The organism is Halobacillus aidingensis, assembly GCF_900104185.1.
Lineage (GTDB): Bacteria > Bacillota > Bacilli > Bacillales > Halobacillaceae > Halobacillus > Halobacillus aidingensis.
Genome location: NZ_FNIZ01000004.1, coordinates 23,938 through 41,870, shown reverse-complemented (window position 1 = coordinate 41,870; position 17,933 = coordinate 23,938). Strand labels below are relative to the sequence as shown.

Sequence of the window (17,933 nt, the reverse complement as noted above, 5' to 3'; positions counted from 1 at the left end):
AGAAGGGCTGAGATGAGCCCTTCTTTTTGTTTCTATTGAATATGGCGGTTAAAGAATTCCAGTACTTTCCTGTACACGAGAATTTCGTTTTCTTTCTTGGAAAAACCATGTCCTTCATCCTCCAGGACAATGTATTCCACGTCTCTTCCTTTCTCTTTTAAAGCTTCAACGACTTGATCGGATTCCGCTTTGACTACGCGAGGGTCCTTTGCGCCCTGAATGACGAGCATCGGCTTCGTCATCGTATCAAGGTAGTTGATCGGAGAGTCTTCGTCGAGCTTTTCTTTATCTTTTTCAGGGTCACCGACCAACTGGGCCATGGCTGGCTTCCAGTGTTCAGGTACGGAGTCGATGAAACTGAACAGGTTGCAGGGGCCGAAGATATCGACGACCGCTTTGAAATAGTCCGGATGTCTGCCATGAAGCAGGAGAGACATATAGCCTCCGTAGCTGCCGCCCATCAACAGTATGCTATCTTTCGTTGCGTACCCTTCATCGATCAACCAGTCGAGACCGGCGACGTTATCGAGCCTAGGAGCATGTCCCCAGTCGCCCTCAATCATTTTTTCAAATGCCTGTCCATATCCTGTCGAGCCCCGGAAGTTCGGAGCGAAAAGACTGTATCCTTCATGGACGAGAAACAGGAAGAGAGAGCGGAAGGAAGCGCGTTCCGCAGCTTGTGGGCCTCCGTGAGGCCAAAAAATCATATGGCCATTATCTTTTTCAGGCTTTGGACGGTACAATAAAGCTTCTATTTCTAAGCCGTCAAAAGATTCATAGGTGACATAATCAGGTGATGTCAAATACTCCTTATTCACGCCTGGGACGCCGTATTTCGTTAACGATTCCCAACCTTCTCCCGTCTGTTTGTACAGATTAGCAGGTACCGTCGCAGAGTCACCGCGAAGGTACACCGTTCCAGAATCAGCAATGACTAATTGATCGATGACACTGACGGGAGACTCCAGATTTTCGAGTTGCTTCTTGCCCAGCTTATAACGGTAAAGCTGATCACGTACACCTTTTTCACTGATGATATACAGGGACTCCGTCGTTTGATCATACTTCATGTGCTTTAAATCTTCCGCCTCTGCGTGCACGACTTTTTCAAAAGACTTCGTTTCAAGGTTGAAGCGGGCGAGGTAGGAAAAGTCACTTTCGTAATTGGTGAGCAAGTAGATTTCCTGTTCGGAAACGAAAACCGCTTCGGATACCGTGTGCTGAGGCTCAGGTGAAGGGGTAAGAAGAAGGTCTTCCTCTCCTGTTTTTACATAATACAACTGGTATGTATTCGAAAAAGCCTTCATATAGAGGAAGCTCTTTTCCTCTGGGCTTTTGTCGACCAGAACCGTCATCCCACCTTCACCGTGAACGATGACTTCTTCCTCTTCAGTTTCCAAGTTAAAGCGATAGCCTTTCATGTACGTTTCGTCATCTTTTGTTGACGTATAGTACAACTGCTTTCCGTCTTTTGATAAAAAGGGGTAGATGTGGCGGGCACCATCTTTTTTACGTACAGGTTGGAGAGGGCCTCCTTCAGGCGGTATGGCATAAATTTGTCCATTTTCATCGCCATCTTTATCCACAACAGCAATCATGAATTTCCCTTTAGGATCGTAGGTGACGTGCTCACAGCTTTGATTGTGGAACGTTAGTGGATAGGGGAAAGTATTCGGAAGATCCATCGCCCATAGATTGTATTTGCCATTCAAATTTGTACTGAAGACAAGCTGAGATTCATCCGCACTTACGGCAAATGTCTCTATTCCATACGTTTGAAAGAATTGTTCAACATCGGGTTGCGGGAATTTTAACATGTACAAAACTCCATTCCTTTTTTTGTCATTTAACAAGTTTCGACATTCCTTTGTTGATTCCTCCTTGTCTCGCATGTGACTGGAGTAATCGACAAAAGAGTGAACCGTTCTCCTCAACACCATATACATAAAACAGCTGCTCAAAGAAAATCAAATAACAATTGACAATGATAATCGTTATCAATTAATATATTTATATACTTACATAGGGAGTGAAGCCAACCATGGGACATTGTTTATATGTCATTAAACCTTTCCGATATGAAAGGAGAAATGCAGGTTGTGGCTGTCACAAAACGATTCGCTTTGGAATAGGCCAGCGCTTATATGTGTTGAACGATCCTTTTTATATAGAAAGCCACGGGTGGAACGTCAGCGTCCAGAGAGAAGGGGAAGAGCCTTTCAACATGTCTGCACGTTTTATAGATGAACTTTATCAAAAACGGATGTTGATGACTTGGTTGGATGTAGAGTTGCAAATGAATTACCAAGCATACAAAATTGATCAGGCTCTACATGTTCAAGATGAAGGTTTATTCCAAATGTATACGAAAGCATATAAACAGATGAAACATTTATATACGCATGAAGCTGTATCAGAAGGGAGTAAGTCATGACGAAGATCCTGATTGGCTTTGCCAGTATGTCTGGAAATACAGAGGATATAGCTGACCTTTTAAAGTCTCATTTAGACTGTGACCATGAGGTGGAAATGCGCGAGTTAGAAGACATAGAAGTCTCTTCGCTATTAGAATATGATGGTTTACTTATTGGCTCCTATACATGGAACGATGGGGATTTACCCTATGAAGTAGAGGATTTTTATGATGAGCTGGCTGATGTTGATTTAACAGGCATATCAGCAGCCGTGTTCGGATCCGGTGATGCCGTGTACCCTCGTTTCTGTGAAGCTGTCCATTTGTTGGAAGATCAATTGAAAGAAGCGGGTGCGGATCTTATTGCAGAAGGGTTGAAAATTGAAATGAATCCAGATACAGAAGAAGACCTGAATGCGTGTTCGCAGTTTGCAGAGAGTGTATCCAACCATTTTCTGAACGTCAAAGCATAGGCATACTCAGTGAACACCAGTATTTGGATTCCATCATTTCAATAGTCTCTCAAAAAGCCTTTACCATTATAAAACGCAGAGGATAATAGATCTCCTCTGCGTTTTTATCTTCTTGTTTATGCTTTGACTGTTGTTTTGTTTCCATAAAGGATGCGTTCTATCATAGATTTGTCCATATCCAGACGAGACATACCATTCTTACTCAGAAGTTCCTGTGTATTACTGTCGTCAAAAGAAATGTTTTTATTCCAATAAGGACGGAATACGCTCATCGGAGCATTGAATACTTGCTCTTCCTTCGTTAATTCCCCCTCGTAATCGGACGGGACCATCTCGATATTATGAAAATCAAGCTTTTCCTTGATCATTTCAAATAACAAACGATTGGTCGGCGGATGAGGATTCGTAATGTGATAGATGGCTTTGGGATGATCCATATTCAGAGCGGCAGTGAGTACATCCACCACATAGTCGACAGGGACGAAGTTTTGACTGGTCTCACCTGTACATAAGAACTTAAACGTTTGGTCCTGCAGCTCCTTTTTCCGTTCTGTTCGTTTCTTAAGAATTTCAAGGCCGCGAATGACTCCATATAATGCGAAACTCGTGTCTGCTTCTCCAGTTTTTGAATCTCCGATAATAATGGAGGGACGGAAAATTTTGATATTTAACGTATGATTGTAGCCTAGAACAAGGTGTTCGGCGTGACATTTGCTTTCTTCATAAGCATTCACAAACGTCTGCTCCTTTTCGTGTAACTGCTCTGAAGCCTGACGTTTCATTCCAAGCGTGTATGCTGTGCTTACATAATAAAAGTTTGCAGCATGAATGTCCTGCGCAAGATGAAGCACATTCTCTGTACCGTTCACATTGACTTTGAAGGTTTTATCACGTTCATTTTCATCAAAAGAAAGGAAGGCAGCGCTGTGATAAACCGTGTCAATCTGGTCTCGCAAACGAAGGAGTTGCTCTTCACTGACTCCAGCGTTTTTAAGAGACAGGTCGCCTTCGATGACGTGGAGCTTTCCCTTGGCATCTGCAGGAATGTCCTCCTTAAGGTTTTCCGCTTTACGCTGACTTCTTACTAGGGCATAGACGTTATGGTTGTCGTTCAGCAATTTCAATGCTAGTTGTTTTCCTAAAAAGCCTGTAGCTCCTGTAATCAAAATGTTCATGTTAGCTCCTCCGATGTTTCATTCATGTGTCTATATAACAGCTGTGTTGTTCATAATAGAATGAAAGATTTCCAAATCTATAACATTGTCCAGCTCTAGCTATCATTCGTAGTGGATACAAGGATAACATATAGCGAACGGAATGTTGTGAAAAAAGTATGAGAAAACATTGGAAGCAGCCCATTGATCATGATCTCTCGAGCAGTCTCTGAGCATAGGCATCTGACATGTTAGAATGGACAGAGAATACGAGTGTCCTTGGAGGTACCATTTATGAATAAAAGCCAGTTGTTAAAGAACTTGAAGGAAAGCCAAAAGCGTGAAAAGGAAAGACAACGAATGCAGGAACAGAAATTTTGGAATCATCCCTCTGGTCTCGATGATCTTGAGGGTGTATTGGAACAACGGACGAAAACAGAACTGGATGAGATAAGAAAGAATTTCGGCTTTAAAGGGTTAAGTTCGCTGAATAAAGCAGATTTAATCGCCCACTTTAAGGAACTGCTTCCCGTACATTTGCACCGGACTCTATCCTATATGAATGAAGGAGCCTATGAACTGGTAAAAAAGCTGGCTGCAGGGGAAGCGCATGTCAGCGGAAAAGACGTTCCTTTTTCTACTGCGAGAAAAATGGTCGAGCGCGGCTGGGTGTTTCCTGCGAGAAATGATGGAAAACGGGTATGGGTGCTTCCGAAAGAATTAAGATCGGCGTTCCGTGAAGCAGACGGGCAAAAGCTTCAGCAGCAAGTCCGTGAAAATACAGAGTGGATTCGTTTGACCAAAGGCATGCTCCATTATTATGGGTATATCACACACGGGGCGGTTATTTCAGCGTTGGAGCGACTTAGCGGAAGGGGAGTAGACATCCAGCGTTATTTTGAAGTGATGCGGCTTTGTTCTTATTATGAAGTGAGCACTATTTCTGGAGGATTTTTCCACGCCGGTCTAGATTTCGAAGAAGAGAAAGAGCTCATGACCCAGCACGAATCTCGGCCTGAAGTTCCCTATTATCCTTTTTCAAAGGAACAGTTACTAAGAGCAGGGGCGACGGATCCGTCGGAAGCCATGCAGCCTTTTATGGAGCTGATTCGAAACTCTTATGATGTAGATGAGGAGGAAATCCTCGATCAGGCGTATATGTTTGGAGAGCTTCTGAAAGAAGGGGTGGACATCAATGAACTGTTGGAAGAATTCCAGGAAGCGTTTGAAATCCCTAATCGCCAGGTGATGCAGCAAGTAGCGGACACTTTCGTCTACGCCAACAACCATACCCGGATGTGGATGTTGAAAGGTCACAAACCAGTTGAGCTCTCTCGTCATAAGCAGGCTTCCTCGGAAGTAGAAACCAGTGAGAAGGTCGTCCCTTTTAAACAAGAGAGAAAGATCGGACGAAACGAACCTTGTCCCTGTGGCAGTGGCAAAAAATATAAGAAATGTTGTGGATCGCTAAAGTAGCCCATTGTGCGAAGAGGAGGATAAACAGTGACAGTCAAACTGAGGAAGGTTGCTGATGAGTTAGAGATAATCATGGAAGAATATATGGCATTTTTTGATCGGGAAACGTATGAAGTCGTTCGTTTTCCTCCAGGAATGTATGATGATGCCGAAATGGGCGAGCCTTATGAGGCGCGGATAGATTGGCTGGAGGAGGACTGGGAGATCGCGAACATGGTCGTCCAAAATAAAGAGAGATTCGTGGAACTGCCTTCTAAGTGGGATATTCATGACTACGAAATCATCGAGAGTTTCTCTTATTCTATTAAAGATGAACAAGTCAGGACACAGGTGCTGAATGCCATCCGTGGACGTGGTGCTTTCCGCCGCTTCCGGAAGCATATAGAATATCACGGCTTGTTGGAGGATTGGTACAAGTATAAGTCAGATTGGTATGCGGAGATCGCAAGGGAATGGTGCGAAGAAAATGACATTCCTTATGAAGAATAGGCAATGAAGAGTCAGTCTTCCCTCAGGGAGCTGATTCTTTTTTTTCTTGCAAAGGAGGTGGGAGGTCCTAGTTCGGAATGTATACATATTGGAGATCCAGATAAAAACGGTTAGTCACTTTTGTTCATTTTGTCTGCTCAAGCAGGTTTTTGCTGAAAGAATGAAGTATTTGGTAAATAACCTATAAATTGGGAGGCATTTGATGAAAAAGAAATTATTGACGGTAGCTGTAACAGGTGCACTTTTGACAACAGGTGGATTGATTCCGGGAAGTGGAACCGTTCTGGCTGGAGACAACGGAGCGAATGGACCGAACTACAATGGAAATGAAACCATCAAAAATGAACGCCTGCATTCTTATGAAGAGATGGCTGATTTCTTACATAAGCTTGATCAGCGTTCAGAAGCACTTGAGCTTGAAGTCTATGGGCAGTCCGTAAAAGGAAGAGATTTATATTTAGCGAAGTTCGGCGCCATGGATGAAGACAAGCCGACCGTCCTGTTTCTCACCCAGCAGCATGGGAATGAAACGCTGACGACAGAAGGCGCCTTGCAAGTCATCAAACATTTGACTTCCAATGGGAAGAACGTGAAAAACATTCTTGAAAACGTGAATGTTCTCATTGCTCCAAGGTTGAATGTAGATGGAGCGGAAGGGGATGTGAACTTCTCTTTGGATGATTACGTGTCAGGAACGCACACACGCTATAATGCGAACGGGGTAGACTTGAACCGTGACCACGTCGATCGCGAGCAGCCTGAAACGAAGGCGTTGCATGAAGAAGTGCTGCAAAAATACAGTCCTGATTATATGATCGACTTGCATCACCAGGGAACACAGGTGACGCTTGGGGATACAGGTGAGCTGGTATCTGGTTCTATTTTATATCCGACAAATTCAGAGGTGGATCCAGAGGTTCGTGAACAGTCGAAGAAATTGGGAGCTGTCGTCTACAACGCCGTTGAATCCAAAGGTTATGGTCTTCTTTCTAAATATCCTGGTGGAACGGCACAGACGATCAGCCGTAATGGACTGGCTGCTGAATATGGCATCTCCACCCTGTTATTTGAAATGAGAGGAATGGCCGACCATTATCGTGAAGATTATGTCCTTGGCCAGAAGAGTAATGGATATTTGATCCAGCAAGCGGTGACAGCCATGACAGCTACACTGGAGGCTCTGGCGGATGGTTCGCTTGAATCTGCTGATCCTTCGTTCTGGGATACATTACCTGAGAGTAACTACGATGGAGAATAATGTAAGGGGGACTTCCTTTTTAGGGAGTTCCTTTTTTATATCCTGCTTCCTAAGAGCGCAATTCTGACTTCCAGCGTGTGATTCAGCATTCCAGCGCGCGACCCAGCCCTCCAACGCGCGACCCAGCATTCCAGCGCGCGACTCAGTCCTCCAACGCGCGGCCCAGCATTCCAGCGCGCGACTCAGTCCTCCAACGCGCGACCCAGCATTCCAGCGCGCGACCCAGCATTCCAGCGCGCGACTCAGTCCTCCAACGCGCGACCCAGCATTCCAGCGCGCGACCCAGCATTCCAGCGCGCGACTCAGTCCTCCAACGCGCGACCCAGCATTCCAGCGCGCGACCCAGCATTCCAACGCGCGACCCGGCATTCCAACGCGCGACCCAGCATTCCAACGCGCGATACAGCTTACCGAAGCGCGACTCATGCCCTCTCAAAGGCGGACTTACACTTTTCTTCTTTCATCACACCACCGGCGACTCAAGACAGGAGTGACATAGTGCATATCTGAAATCCTCCACCTTATATTATTCCTTCTAAGTATGGGGGAAACTAGAGTAATTCAGTGGTGAGCCGTTTATTTACACCAGGTAGGGGAATGGTTTATCACGAAAGAAAAAGAAGGTGAAGTAGGTATGCTATTTTCTGGAACGAAAATTTCGGATTTATCCGTCACATCTGTATTACTTATTCTGGTTGGATTCCTTTCACTTGGAATCAGCATTTATTATTTTATTGATTTGACCCACAGCATTTTACAGAAAGAAAAATTCGCCATTGATCAGCAGGCTTTCGATCTAGTGCGGGCAACTTCCTTTGGAGGAGCAGAGCCGCTGGCAAAAGCTATCTCTAAGGCAGGGTCCGTAATCTTTATGGTCATTGTTTCACTCATCCTGGCTGTCTATTTGCTGTTCTTTTCGCCATTCAGTCGATGGGTCGGTGTTTATTTCATTTTGGCTATGGGTGGCGTCAGTGGTCTTACGGCAGGATTAAAGTCATTCTCCAGTCGTGCCAGACCTGAGTTCAAGGGTGATTATCACGGCGCGACATCCAGTTTTCCGAGTGGTCACGCGTCCGGCGCTCTCGTTTTTTATGGTTTTATCATCTACCTTTTCGCAATCAGTAAACTTGAACCAAGGTGGAAATGGGGGATCAATATTGTTTTGTCCCTCATCGCAATGCTTATCGGTATCAGTCGTGTTTATTTAGGGGTGCATTTCTTTACAGACGTCGTTGCAGGCTATTTGTTTGGGATAGCCTGGCTTCTCATTTGTCTTACTTCCCTTGAAGTGACGCTATGGCATCAACGGAGGAGACAAAGGTTGTCATAATCCCGTCTTTTTTTCATGCTCACCCTTTTTATGAATAGATATAAAAGAGCGAGCAAAAAGGGGGCGATCACATGGCTGTTATTAAAGCTCCAAGCAAACATATTGACATGTTGGCACGATTGCTGCGAGCGGAGGCTGTCGGTGAAGGGAAGCAGGGGATGTTACATGTAGGGGCTGTGACCGTGAATCGCGCAAGAGCGAATTGTTCAGATTTTAAAGGGGTGAGTACATTGCCAGAGGTGATCAATCAACCGAAAGCATTTGAAGCCTTGCAACATGGCATGTACTACCAAAGAGCGCGGGAAAGTGAAAAACGTTTGGCACGGAGAAACGTGAAGGGATATAGGACCTGGCCGGCGAAGTACAGTTTATGGTACTTCAGACCGGACGGAGACTGCCCACCGACGTGGTACGGTCAGAGTCAGGTTGGAAGATATAAATCTCACTGTTTTTATGAGCCTGTGGCGGGCGAATGTGATGAAATTTATAATACATTTTAATCATGAATAAGGCTGACAGGCGGAAGAGGAGCCTGTCAGCTTTTTTAATTAAAACCATTTGTATTTTCTTGATAAGGGAACAAAATGCTTCGTAAAAGAAAAGCGACGGGAATGGAAGGTGGCGATTTCAATTCCGATACGATGCACTTCCTGGTCGATGCGCTGTTGCTCTTTCTTGAATTGTTCAAGGCTTGTCGTGTTCAGGAGAAGTTCGGTGTTGTACCATACATTCGTCCTGCAGTGGCTAAGGAAAAACGAGGAAAGTTTTTCGTCGTGCCGTCGCAGCAGTCGGTCCATCCATTTAATGAAGCGGGCATAATGAGCGGAAAGTTCATCCTGGACGATGTCTACAAGCTCAGCGAGAACATCATTGATTCGTTCGTGATCTTTCCGGCGGTGCAGCATAAGACGGGAATCCGGCCATATTTTTTCTTTTGAAATGATGTGGTGAAGGGCTAAGGGAAGGTCGTAGTTGATGTGGGCATTGATGCCGAGAAGGGCATCCTGCAAAACAAACGTTTGTTTTTGTTCGGCCATACGAAAGGCAAGTGTCCAGCATCTCGAATCTTCTTTTTCTGATTGGAGATTGTCCATGGCTTGGAAATAACGGTCAGCAAAGTGGATCAGCAAGCGTTCCATCCAAATAGGATCGGTAAAGAAGTCAGCAGCCAGCCTTTTTTGCATTTCTTTCGTCATTAAAAGATAAACCCGTTGAAAGACGCTGTTGAAATCCTTGTGTTCTTCCAATGTTTTCAAACGTTCTTCCATTTGAAGGATGACAAGGTCCAGGGTTTGCGACTCTTCTACAGAGCTTTGTACCGTTCTCAAAGGCCCACCCTCCCAAGTAGTCATTTATATCTATTATAGCACCTTATTCTCGGAAGTGAGTACGTATGATTCTTACATTCTTCTGAATAAAACCAAACACAAAGGGTATGAACATATAAAGATGTTGATGAACTGGAGGGTCAAAAATGGATAAGATGAATCGAGGGGTCATTACAGCCCTATCGGCAATTGGAATTGCACAAGCCTTAAAAATTATTACTCATAAAAAAGTGTCTGGAGAATGGGATGTGAAGCAGGTAGCGACAACAGGTGGAATGCCGAGCTCCCACTCGGCTGGAGTTTCGGCGCTTGCGACTTATATCGCTGCCAACAAGGGATCACGTCATACGGAAACAGCTCTCGCAGCGATCTTCGGTGTGATCGTTATGTATGATGCTCAAGGAATCAGGCGTCATACAGGTGAAATCGCGCAATTGGTCAATGATCTCGAAGATAACTTTGCCGCGATTTCTGGTGATTTTCCGAGCTCTGAATTTGTTGAGCGTGATAAAGAATTGAAGGAGCTTCTCGGTCATCAGCCGATTGAAGTGCTTGGCGGGGCTATTCTTGGAGCAGCTCTCGGATATTTTTCTGCAAAGCTCGAAGGATAAAGCAAACCAAAAGAGCGAAAAGTAAGACCAGGAGGTGATTCGAATGAACATATCGAACAATCCTGGAAAAGATGTGTTTGCAAGCTCTGGCACGAATGTGAGTGAAGTGAAACGGAGAAATGGACAATCAGGTCTTTCCTACAATCAGGTGAAAGAAATGCTTGCACGTAAACAAAACCAAAAGTGATGATAAATAAAGGCCTGCCCGTTGATGGGCAGGCCTTTTCCTTGGGTCTAGGAAGTGATAGCATTTTGAGCTGTAACTGTGGACATATTGCCCTGTGGAGCGACATCCAGCTCCAACGTCCTAAGCATTTGTTCTTATTGTTCTTCGTTCACATCAACAGCTGCCGTATTGTTGTTCATATACGCTGCGGATAAATGATCGTCATCTTTGTTGCGTCCCTCGAGAGCTGCCTGCAGCTTCTGATTAGCAGATCCGCGGTCTCTGCCTTTAGGGTTGTTTTTCTTCCTGCTTTCACTATTTTTACTCATAATCATCATCCTCCTTATGGTTCCTTCTTAATTTCTCCAACAATCCTCTCCTTATGTCTTACTTTTTACCTTTATGCATGAATGAATTAGACCAGTTTGAAAAGACTAAGGAAAAAGCACGGATATTGCAGTGAATGACTGAATGCAATCCAAATTGGAGGAGTTCAAAATGCCGGAAAGCCCTCGTTTATCCTCGTCTGAAATCGGAGTTTTATGGATGACTTATCAGCAGAAGACGATGATTCTTACGATGCTTGAATATTTCATAGAACAAGCGGACGATCCTGAAGCGAAACAAATTATGACGAATTTAAGATCAACCATGCAGCCGTATGTAGGGAAAATCGAATCCATGTATCGGGCAGAAGACTTGCCTGTTCCCATCGGTTTTACAAAAGAAGATGTGAATAAAGGTGTCCCGAAGCTTTTCGATAATGGTTTTGACATTATGTTCTTGCGTTTGGTGGAAGAAATCACCATGGGGATGCACACACTGAATTTAACCATGTCTTATCGTCAGGATGTCACGTTGTTGTATCAGGAGCTGACCCAGATTACTCAAAAATGCTATGACGACTGTACTCAATTTTTATTGACCAAAGGTTATCTTCCAAAATCTCCTTATGTAGCCGTGCAAAAGCAGGTGGAGCATGCGAAAGGGACAAATTATTTAGGCATGTTCAATCCTATAAAAGGAAAACGGGCGCTGAACACAGTCGAAATCGCCCATATCCACCATTCAATCGAATCCAATGTAACGGGTATGCAGATGATTTTTGGATTTGCTCAATGCGCCACTTATCAAGAGGTAAGCAATTATTTTCACAAAGGTGGGGAATTAGCTAAGGGGCTGGTCAAGGAAATGAGTGAAGTGTTTTTACAAAATGACCTTCAAGTGCCTTCAACAGCAGGCGGGAATTTTACGACTTCCAAAATTCCGCCGTTTTCAGATAAGCTTATGATGTATTGTGTTAGCTTGTTTTGTAGTTTTTCACTTGGCGGGAACTCTTTAGGGACAGCTTTCAGTTTGCGGAATGATCTACCTGTGAAATTGAGCGTTTTTATGAAGGATGTTTTTGAGTATGCCCATGATGGAGCTAAAATCATGATTAAGCATGGGTGGATGGAAGAGCCGCCACAAACCATTAAACATTAGAGAAATGAAAACCTGACATTTGTTTGTCAGGTTTTTTAATGTCTGGGTAATTAGAAATAATGAATTGTCACACCTTTTTTTATGTCAAGATTTCGATGTTGACAACCCTCCCTTTATCCTTTAATATCATAAAAGCAATAAAACATATAAAATTACTTGGTTTTAAGGAGGTTCCTGATATGAAAAAGTTCTTTTTGCTTTTATTTATAGGTTTTTTAGTGGTGGTTCTCGCTGCTTGCGGGAGCAGTGAGGAAAATGATCAGACTTCTTCAGATGAAGGGAATGAGTCTGGCGAGTCTGAGCAGACCTTGCTTGAACAAATTCAAGAAAGTGGAGAATTGGTGATCGGTACAGAAGGAACGTATCGTCCGTACACCTTCCACGATGAAAATGATAAATTGACTGGTTTTGACGTAGAGATTGCACGGGAAGTGGCCGATCGTCTTGGAGTCAAGCCTGTGTTTAATGAAACGAAGTGGGATTCAATGTTTGCTGGTCTGAATGCGGAACGTTTTGATATGGTTGCCAACCAGGTTGGAATTACAGAAGAACGCCAGGAAGAATACTCTTTTTCTAATCCTTACATCCAGTCTTCAGCGGTCATTGTCACCCACAAAGATAACGAATCCATTGGAAGCTTTGAAGATTTGGAAGGTGTGAATGCTGCCCAATCGATGACAAGTAATTACGCGGACATTGCCCGTGAAAATGGAGCAGAAATTACTAGTGTTGAGGGATTCAATGAATCAATGCAGCTGCTTGCCACCAAACGTGTGGAGGCGACTGTCAACGACCGTTTGTCTGTACTTGACTATTTGAACAACCGTGAGGAGGCACCAGTCAAGATCGCTGCACGTCAAGATGATGCTTCTCAAAGTGGACTGCTTTTCCGTCAAGGTAATGAAGATCTTGTGAAAGCAGTCAATGAAGCGCTTCAAGAAATGAAGGACGATGGCACATACCTTGAAATTTCCGAGAAGTGGTTTGGTGAAGATGTATCTAAGTAATATCTTTACAGACCCTGAAATGGAAAAGTATATCGATATTATTGTGAGCTCTTTTCTCCCTTTGGTGAAAGGGGCTTTCTACTATACAATTCCGCTGACGCTGATTACCTTTGCCATCGGTTTGGTTTTAGCTGTGATTACAGCTCTTATGAGGCTTTCCAACATGAAAGTCCTTCAATGGATAGCACGCGTTTATGTGTCGATCATTCGCGGTACACCTTTGCTTGTGCAATTGTTTATCATCTTTTTCGGGCTCCCGTCTGTTGGAGTGACGATCAACCCGTTGTATTCTGCCATCATCGGTTTTTCGTTGAATATGGGAGCTTACAATTCTGAGATTATTCGTGCGGCCATTTTGTCGATACCTAAAGGACAGTGGGAAGCCTCTCACTCGATCGGTATGACGAACTTGCAGGCGTTACGCCGTGTCGTTCTGCCTCAAGCGACGAGAGTATCGATTCCGCCATTGTCGAATTCCTTCATCGGCTTGATTAAAGATACATCGTTGGCATCGACGATTACGTACACGGAAATGTTCCGTAAAGCACAGGAAATCGCGGCAACGAACTATCATTTTCTGCTTGTCTATACGGAAGCGGCAGTGATTTACTGGATCATTTGTATCGGTCTTTCCTTCGTGCAGGATCGTGTAGAAAACAGGCTGGATCAATATGTCGCAAAATAGGAGGCTGCTGCTATGATTACTGTCAAAGACCTCAATAAATACTTTGGAGATTTGCACGTACTGAAAAACATTCATATGGATGTCGCGCGCGGGGAAGTGGTCGTTGTGATCGGCCCCTCGGGTTCTGGGAAAACAACGCTGCTCCGCACATTAAACATTCTGGAAACGCCGGAAGAAGGGGAAATTACCATTGGTAAGCAATCGATGGATTTTTCCAAACCACTGAAGAAAAAGCAAATCGTCGAATTCAGAAAACAGACCGGGATGGTGTTTCAGAACCATAACCTTTTCCCGCATTTCACCGCACTGGAAAATGTGATGGAAGGTCCTGTGACCGTCCAAAAGATATCCAAAGCGAAAGCACGTGAACGAGCGAAGGATATCTTAACGAAGGTCGGCCTTGGTGAGAAGCTTGACGCTTATCCTCATCAACTCTCAGGAGGACAGCAACAGCGTGTCGGCATTGCCCGTGCTCTCGCGACGGGAGTGGAAGTCATTTTGTTCGATGAACCCACTTCAGCTCTTGACCCTGAGCTCGTCGGTGATGTCCTTGATGTCATGAAAGAACTTGCGGAAGAAGGGATGACGATGGTCGTTGTCACCCATGAAATGAGCTTTGCGGAAGAAGTGGCCGACCGGGTCATTTTCATGGATCAGGGAAAAGTTGTCGAAGAGGGGACCCCTGAACAGATTTTCCAACAGACGAAAGAACCGCGTACCCAGCAGTTTTTGAATCGAATACGAAAGTAAAGTCAGGCGATTCTGCCTGGCTTTTTTTTTTTTTTTGAGGAATTTTCAGTATCTTGATAGGACGTTAATTTTCAGCGTTAGGTCGCTATTCCCTTGAGTTAGGGCGGTATTACCCAGCGTTAGGTCGTTGCGCGATATAGATTTGTTTGAATATTCTTTACTTCCTAGTCATAAACTCATAAACTGTGAGTGAGCAAGTATTTTCCATTACATATGTTGGAGGAAATGCTATGAAGACAATAGAGCGCGTGAGCATTGTAGAGTATGAAGAAAAGTATGCAGCAGGGGTAGCGAAAATGTGGAATGAGAGCCGTGATAACTGGGGTGGTGATGCGGTTGTCACGACGGCAGAGGACGTCGTGGAAAAGGAAGCGGAATCTACGAATCTTCATTTGTTTCTTGCTGTAGTTGACGAGGAAGTTGTCGGTTATTGTGGACTTTCGGAGTATAAGGAAGATACAGGAGCTCTTTATATTCCGCTTTTAAATGTGCATCCAGGATATCACGGGTTGAAGATCGGAAAAAAATTGCTGCTTCAAGCCATAGATCAAACGGTCGAATATGGTTGGCCGCGTCTTGATCTTTTTACATGGCCGGGAAATACGAAGGCGGTGCCGCTTTATAAAAAGTGCGGCTTTTTCTGGGAGGATCGGGATGATGCGACTCATCTGATGAACTTCATGCCACAGGTGCTTCAAATTGAAGCGTTGAGACCTTTTTTTGATAAGCATGATTGGTACTCGACAAGTATGAGGCCGATTGAAATCAAGCCTGATGGAAGGAAAGAAAAAGGTTTCACTTTTTATGAATATCGCTGGGAAGCAGAAGACGAGTTTGTGCGGGTTCAGTTCGAACGTACTGGGCGTGGCATCTCTCTCATTGAAACGAATGACTGGCGGGTAGAGATGGAAGTGCCTGATTTTAAACTTTTGGAAAACAAAGATTACCCTGTAATCTATCGGGTAGAGAATTTTACGAGCGAGGGTCTCGAAGTATCATTGTCTGGAAATTCCTCATCACTTGTAAACGAAGATTTGAATGAAGAGACAATGGTAGAGTCCGAATGGAGTACTTCATCCAGCGTCCAAGTTCATGTACCGGACCAAGAGCCAAGCCCATGGAAAACCCACCCTGTCATCGGAGCGGATATCACGATCAATGGCAGACGCCTTCCATTGAGAACGGGTGTTTTTCCTCTCCAAGCAGGGAAGGTGGATGTCCGTACGGTTCAAAAATATTGGCGCCCGCGGCAAAAGGGCACGCTTTATTTGGATGTGGAAAGCCGTATGGAAGAAAAAACAGTATGGACGATCAAGTGCCCTCACCAAAAAGTAGTCGAGTGGTCGCAATCATCGGTGGAGGTCGAGGTGGAAGGCAAAGGGCGTGCCACCATTCCGGTTTCTGTTGAATTGTTGATGAATGGATTTTTGAATGAGGAAGTGGAAGTCGATGGACGTACAGAGGATGGCCGTGCTTTTTCCTTCCGTACAAAGATTGCGCTTGCTTTTCCGGGATTCGGTGGGAAATTTGGTGGAGATACCGATACGGAATGGTATGGCTACAATGGTCCTTATTATGTGTGTATCGAGAAAAGAAATCATATGGTTTCTGTAGGATCGGTCAGGTCGAAAGAAGATCCACTTCTTCTTATGACTCCAAAGCTTGGTCATCCGTTCAGTGAGGAATTTTCGAAAAAGATGGCGACGTCGGTCGAGTATATTGAGCTGGCGGAAGCTTTTGTAGTGAAAACTTCCCTTGAGTCTGAGGCCTTCCCGGGGATTGTGTTGAATAGTTATTACAAAATCTATGGCGACGGGCTTGTTGAGATCCATCACGAGCTAATCAATAACGGGGGTAATGATTACAAAAATCTTCATTTGCTGCAGCCAGTTTTTCCGAAATATAAAGCTCTCGCTCTCCCTGAAAAAGACGGCGTGGTGATTGGTACGGAAGCGTTGATCCCTTACACGGAATACTTGCGTGATAAAGATCTTTCAGAACGATGGCTTTATACGACAAACCGTGCTGGCGATACGTTCGGGATCGCGTGGCCGAAAGAAGCAACGGGGAGGAAAGATGACTGGCGCTTCGCTTTTGAGTACCCCCTCGACCAGCTTCCTTCAGGACAAAAGATCTGTCGCGGACCGATCCAAATTGGTGTGAATGTTACCACTCATTGGTCCGACTGGCGTGAAATGGTCTTAGGGGAGGTGGATCCACTTCCGGAGAAGCCAGTGTTTGAGGTGGTACCGAAAGAAGGGTTTGTCTCAAAAACAGGGGATGAAGTGACGCATTCGTTCCGGTCTTTACTGACTCCGCATGTGTATGGAACCTTGACGATCGAAAATGACGCAAATTCGTATAGGAAAGAAGTGAAGCGTGAGGATGGTGTGACCGCCATTGATGTGCCGATCGTCCACGAGCGTCCTGGTCTCACTACTTTAACTGGCACCTTCCGTTCTGAAGGGAGAAACGCTGATTTCATGACTTGTCAGCTCGTCCAGGGAGATCAAAAGGTGAATGTTAGCCAAGCAGAAGATCGTTGGACGGTCGATAACGGTGTATTAACGTTTACAGCCTCGTCTTCTTATTTTCCTGGAATCTACTCCCTCTGTCATCAAGGGCGCGAGTTCCTTCATCACCAGTATCCAGAAGCAGGTCCGAGAAGCTGGTGGAACCCATGGGGTGGAGGACTGCGCTATGTCATGGATGGTGTGAGTCCTTTTTCGATGATGAAAGAAGAAACGAAAGTGGAATCCGTGTCGAAGGAAGATCATAACGGCAATCATTGGACGGGAATTTGTATGGCTACAACCTTCCATGAACATGAAAAGATGAAAGGTGTGACCTTGAAACAATATGCCCTGACATTACCTGAAGTGCCGGTCGTAGCCGTTTATGCAGAAATCGAGCAGGGAGCTCCTCGTACTTTTGCTGCTGAGAAAATAGCGCTGGAAGCCTTTTTGAAACCGGATGAAAACTTATCCTCATGCTATGCTCGAATCCCGACGGAAGGGGTTTTCCATACGTATTACGCTGGGGTAGAGGAGTATGAGCTCGAATCCGGCCCTTCTGTTGTCATCGGTTCGGATGGAAAAAAGGATCACCTGATGATGATCCACTCCCAAACGCGGAAGCAGGCGGAAATGTATATGAACCAAGACGTTTTCCTCGTGGAATCTGTTCACGAGTGGTCCGCTTCATCACAAAAGGCAGCTGCTGTTCGGCCAACATTTTTTGTTATAGGTGAACATGAGGAACCATGGAAGCAGCACCCGTTCCACCGGATTTCTTTCAAGGGGATATAA

Annotated in this window: 18 protein-coding genes; 14 read left to right on the top strand and 4 right to left on the bottom strand. The window is 44.8% G+C overall.

The window, feature by feature from the left end; genetic code table 11:
• Positions 1-32: 32 nt before the first annotated feature.
• A complete protein-coding gene (locus BLS23_RS05075; RefSeq protein WP_089651464.1) occupies positions 33-1,817 on the bottom strand; it encodes a S9 family peptidase in 1,785 nt (594 codons plus the stop codon).
• A gap of 224 nt (positions 1,818-2,041) precedes the next feature.
• On the opposite strand from BLS23_RS05075, the gene BLS23_RS05070 reads away from it, so the two are divergent.
• Complete coding sequence (locus BLS23_RS05070; protein WP_089651463.1) at positions 2,042-2,434, top strand: hypothetical protein; 393 nt, start codon at positions 2,042-2,044, stop codon at positions 2,432-2,434.
• On the top strand, positions 2,431-2,886 hold the full coding sequence (locus BLS23_RS05065) for a flavodoxin (RefSeq protein WP_089651462.1): 456 nt from the start codon (positions 2,431-2,433) through the stop codon (positions 2,884-2,886). The genes BLS23_RS05070 and BLS23_RS05065 overlap by 4 nt, the downstream gene beginning before the upstream one ends.
• A gap of 116 nt (positions 2,887-3,002) precedes the next feature.
• Here the strand turns inward: BLS23_RS05065 and BLS23_RS05060 are convergent, their stop codons facing one another.
• A complete protein-coding gene (locus BLS23_RS05060) occupies positions 3,003-4,061 on the bottom strand; it encodes an SDR family oxidoreductase (protein ID WP_089651461.1) in 1,059 nt (352 codons plus the stop codon).
• A gap of 273 nt (positions 4,062-4,334) precedes the next feature.
• On the opposite strand from BLS23_RS05060, the gene BLS23_RS22110 reads away from it, so the two are divergent.
• From BLS23_RS22110 to BLS23_RS05030, 5 genes are all read left to right on the top strand, one after another.
• A complete protein-coding gene (locus BLS23_RS22110; RefSeq protein ID WP_089651460.1) occupies positions 4,335-5,516 on the top strand; it encodes an SEC-C metal-binding domain-containing protein in 1,182 nt (393 codons plus the stop codon).
• A gap of 27 nt (positions 5,517-5,543) precedes the next feature.
• On the top strand, positions 5,544-6,005 hold the full coding sequence (locus tag BLS23_RS05050; protein ID WP_089651459.1) for a UPF0158 family protein: 462 nt from the start codon (positions 5,544-5,546) through the stop codon (positions 6,003-6,005).
• A gap of 202 nt (positions 6,006-6,207) precedes the next feature.
• Entirely contained in the window at positions 6,208-7,263 is a 1,056-nt protein-coding gene (locus BLS23_RS05045; RefSeq protein ID WP_089651458.1) for a M14 family metallopeptidase, read from the top strand.
• Between the two features lie 634 nt (positions 7,264-7,897).
• Positions 7,898-8,593, top strand: coding sequence for a phosphatase PAP2 family protein (locus BLS23_RS05035; protein ID WP_089651456.1), 696 nt, complete (start codon positions 7,898-7,900; stop codon positions 8,591-8,593).
• Between the two features lie 71 nt (positions 8,594-8,664).
• Positions 8,665-9,093 carry a cell wall hydrolase gene (locus BLS23_RS05030; protein WP_089651455.1) on the top strand — a complete coding sequence of 143 codons (429 nt, stop codon included), beginning with the start codon at positions 8,665-8,667 and terminating at the stop codon, positions 9,091-9,093.
• A 48-nt stretch (positions 9,094-9,141) separates the two neighbouring features.
• On the opposite strand, the gene BLS23_RS05025 is transcribed toward BLS23_RS05030, so the two are convergent.
• Entirely contained in the window at positions 9,142-9,921 is a 780-nt protein-coding gene (locus BLS23_RS05025; RefSeq protein ID WP_089651454.1) for a DUF5995 family protein, read from the bottom strand.
• A 146-nt stretch (positions 9,922-10,067) separates the two neighbouring features.
• Here BLS23_RS05025 and BLS23_RS05020 point away from each other — a divergent pair, with 146 nt between their 5' ends.
• Together BLS23_RS05020 and BLS23_RS21680 are read left to right on the top strand one after the other, a co-directional pair.
• Entirely contained in the window at positions 10,068-10,532 is a 465-nt protein-coding gene (locus tag BLS23_RS05020) for a divergent PAP2 family protein (protein WP_089651453.1), read from the top strand.
• 43 nt (positions 10,533-10,575) lie between these two features.
• Positions 10,576-10,719, top strand: a complete 144-nt coding sequence (locus BLS23_RS21680) for a hypothetical protein (RefSeq protein ID WP_167356013.1) — start codon at positions 10,576-10,578, stop codon at positions 10,717-10,719.
• A 134-nt stretch (positions 10,720-10,853) separates the two neighbouring features.
• On the opposite strand, the gene BLS23_RS21675 is transcribed toward BLS23_RS21680, so the two are convergent.
• Positions 10,854-11,027 carry a hypothetical protein gene (locus BLS23_RS21675; RefSeq protein WP_167356012.1) on the bottom strand — a complete coding sequence of 58 codons (174 nt, stop codon included), beginning with the start codon at positions 11,025-11,027 and terminating at the stop codon, positions 10,854-10,856.
• A gap of 169 nt (positions 11,028-11,196) precedes the next feature.
• On the opposite strand from BLS23_RS21675, the gene BLS23_RS05015 reads away from it, so the two are divergent.
• The 5 genes from BLS23_RS05015 (at position 11,197) to BLS23_RS04995 (ending at position 17,933) form a co-directional block, all read left to right on the top strand.
• Positions 11,197-12,183 carry a DUF3231 family protein gene (locus BLS23_RS05015; RefSeq protein WP_089651452.1) on the top strand — a complete coding sequence of 329 codons (987 nt, stop codon included), beginning with the start codon at positions 11,197-11,199 and terminating at the stop codon, positions 12,181-12,183.
• Positions 12,184-12,362: 179 nt separating this feature from the next.
• Positions 12,363-13,190 (top strand): amino acid ABC transporter substrate-binding protein, encoded by an 828-nt coding sequence (locus BLS23_RS05010; protein WP_089651451.1) that lies wholly within the window; start codon positions 12,363-12,365, stop codon positions 13,188-13,190.
• Positions 13,177-13,875 carry an amino acid ABC transporter permease gene (locus BLS23_RS05005; RefSeq protein ID WP_089651450.1) on the top strand — a complete coding sequence of 233 codons (699 nt, stop codon included), beginning with the start codon at positions 13,177-13,179 and terminating at the stop codon, positions 13,873-13,875. The genes BLS23_RS05010 and BLS23_RS05005 overlap by 14 nt, the downstream gene beginning before the upstream one ends.
• A gap of 12 nt (positions 13,876-13,887) precedes the next feature.
• A complete protein-coding gene (locus tag BLS23_RS05000; RefSeq protein WP_089651449.1) occupies positions 13,888-14,625 on the top strand; it encodes an amino acid ABC transporter ATP-binding protein in 738 nt (245 codons plus the stop codon).
• A 230-nt stretch (positions 14,626-14,855) separates the two neighbouring features.
• Positions 14,856-17,933, top strand: coding sequence for a GNAT family N-acetyltransferase (locus BLS23_RS04995; protein WP_089651448.1), 3,078 nt, complete (start codon positions 14,856-14,858; stop codon positions 17,931-17,933).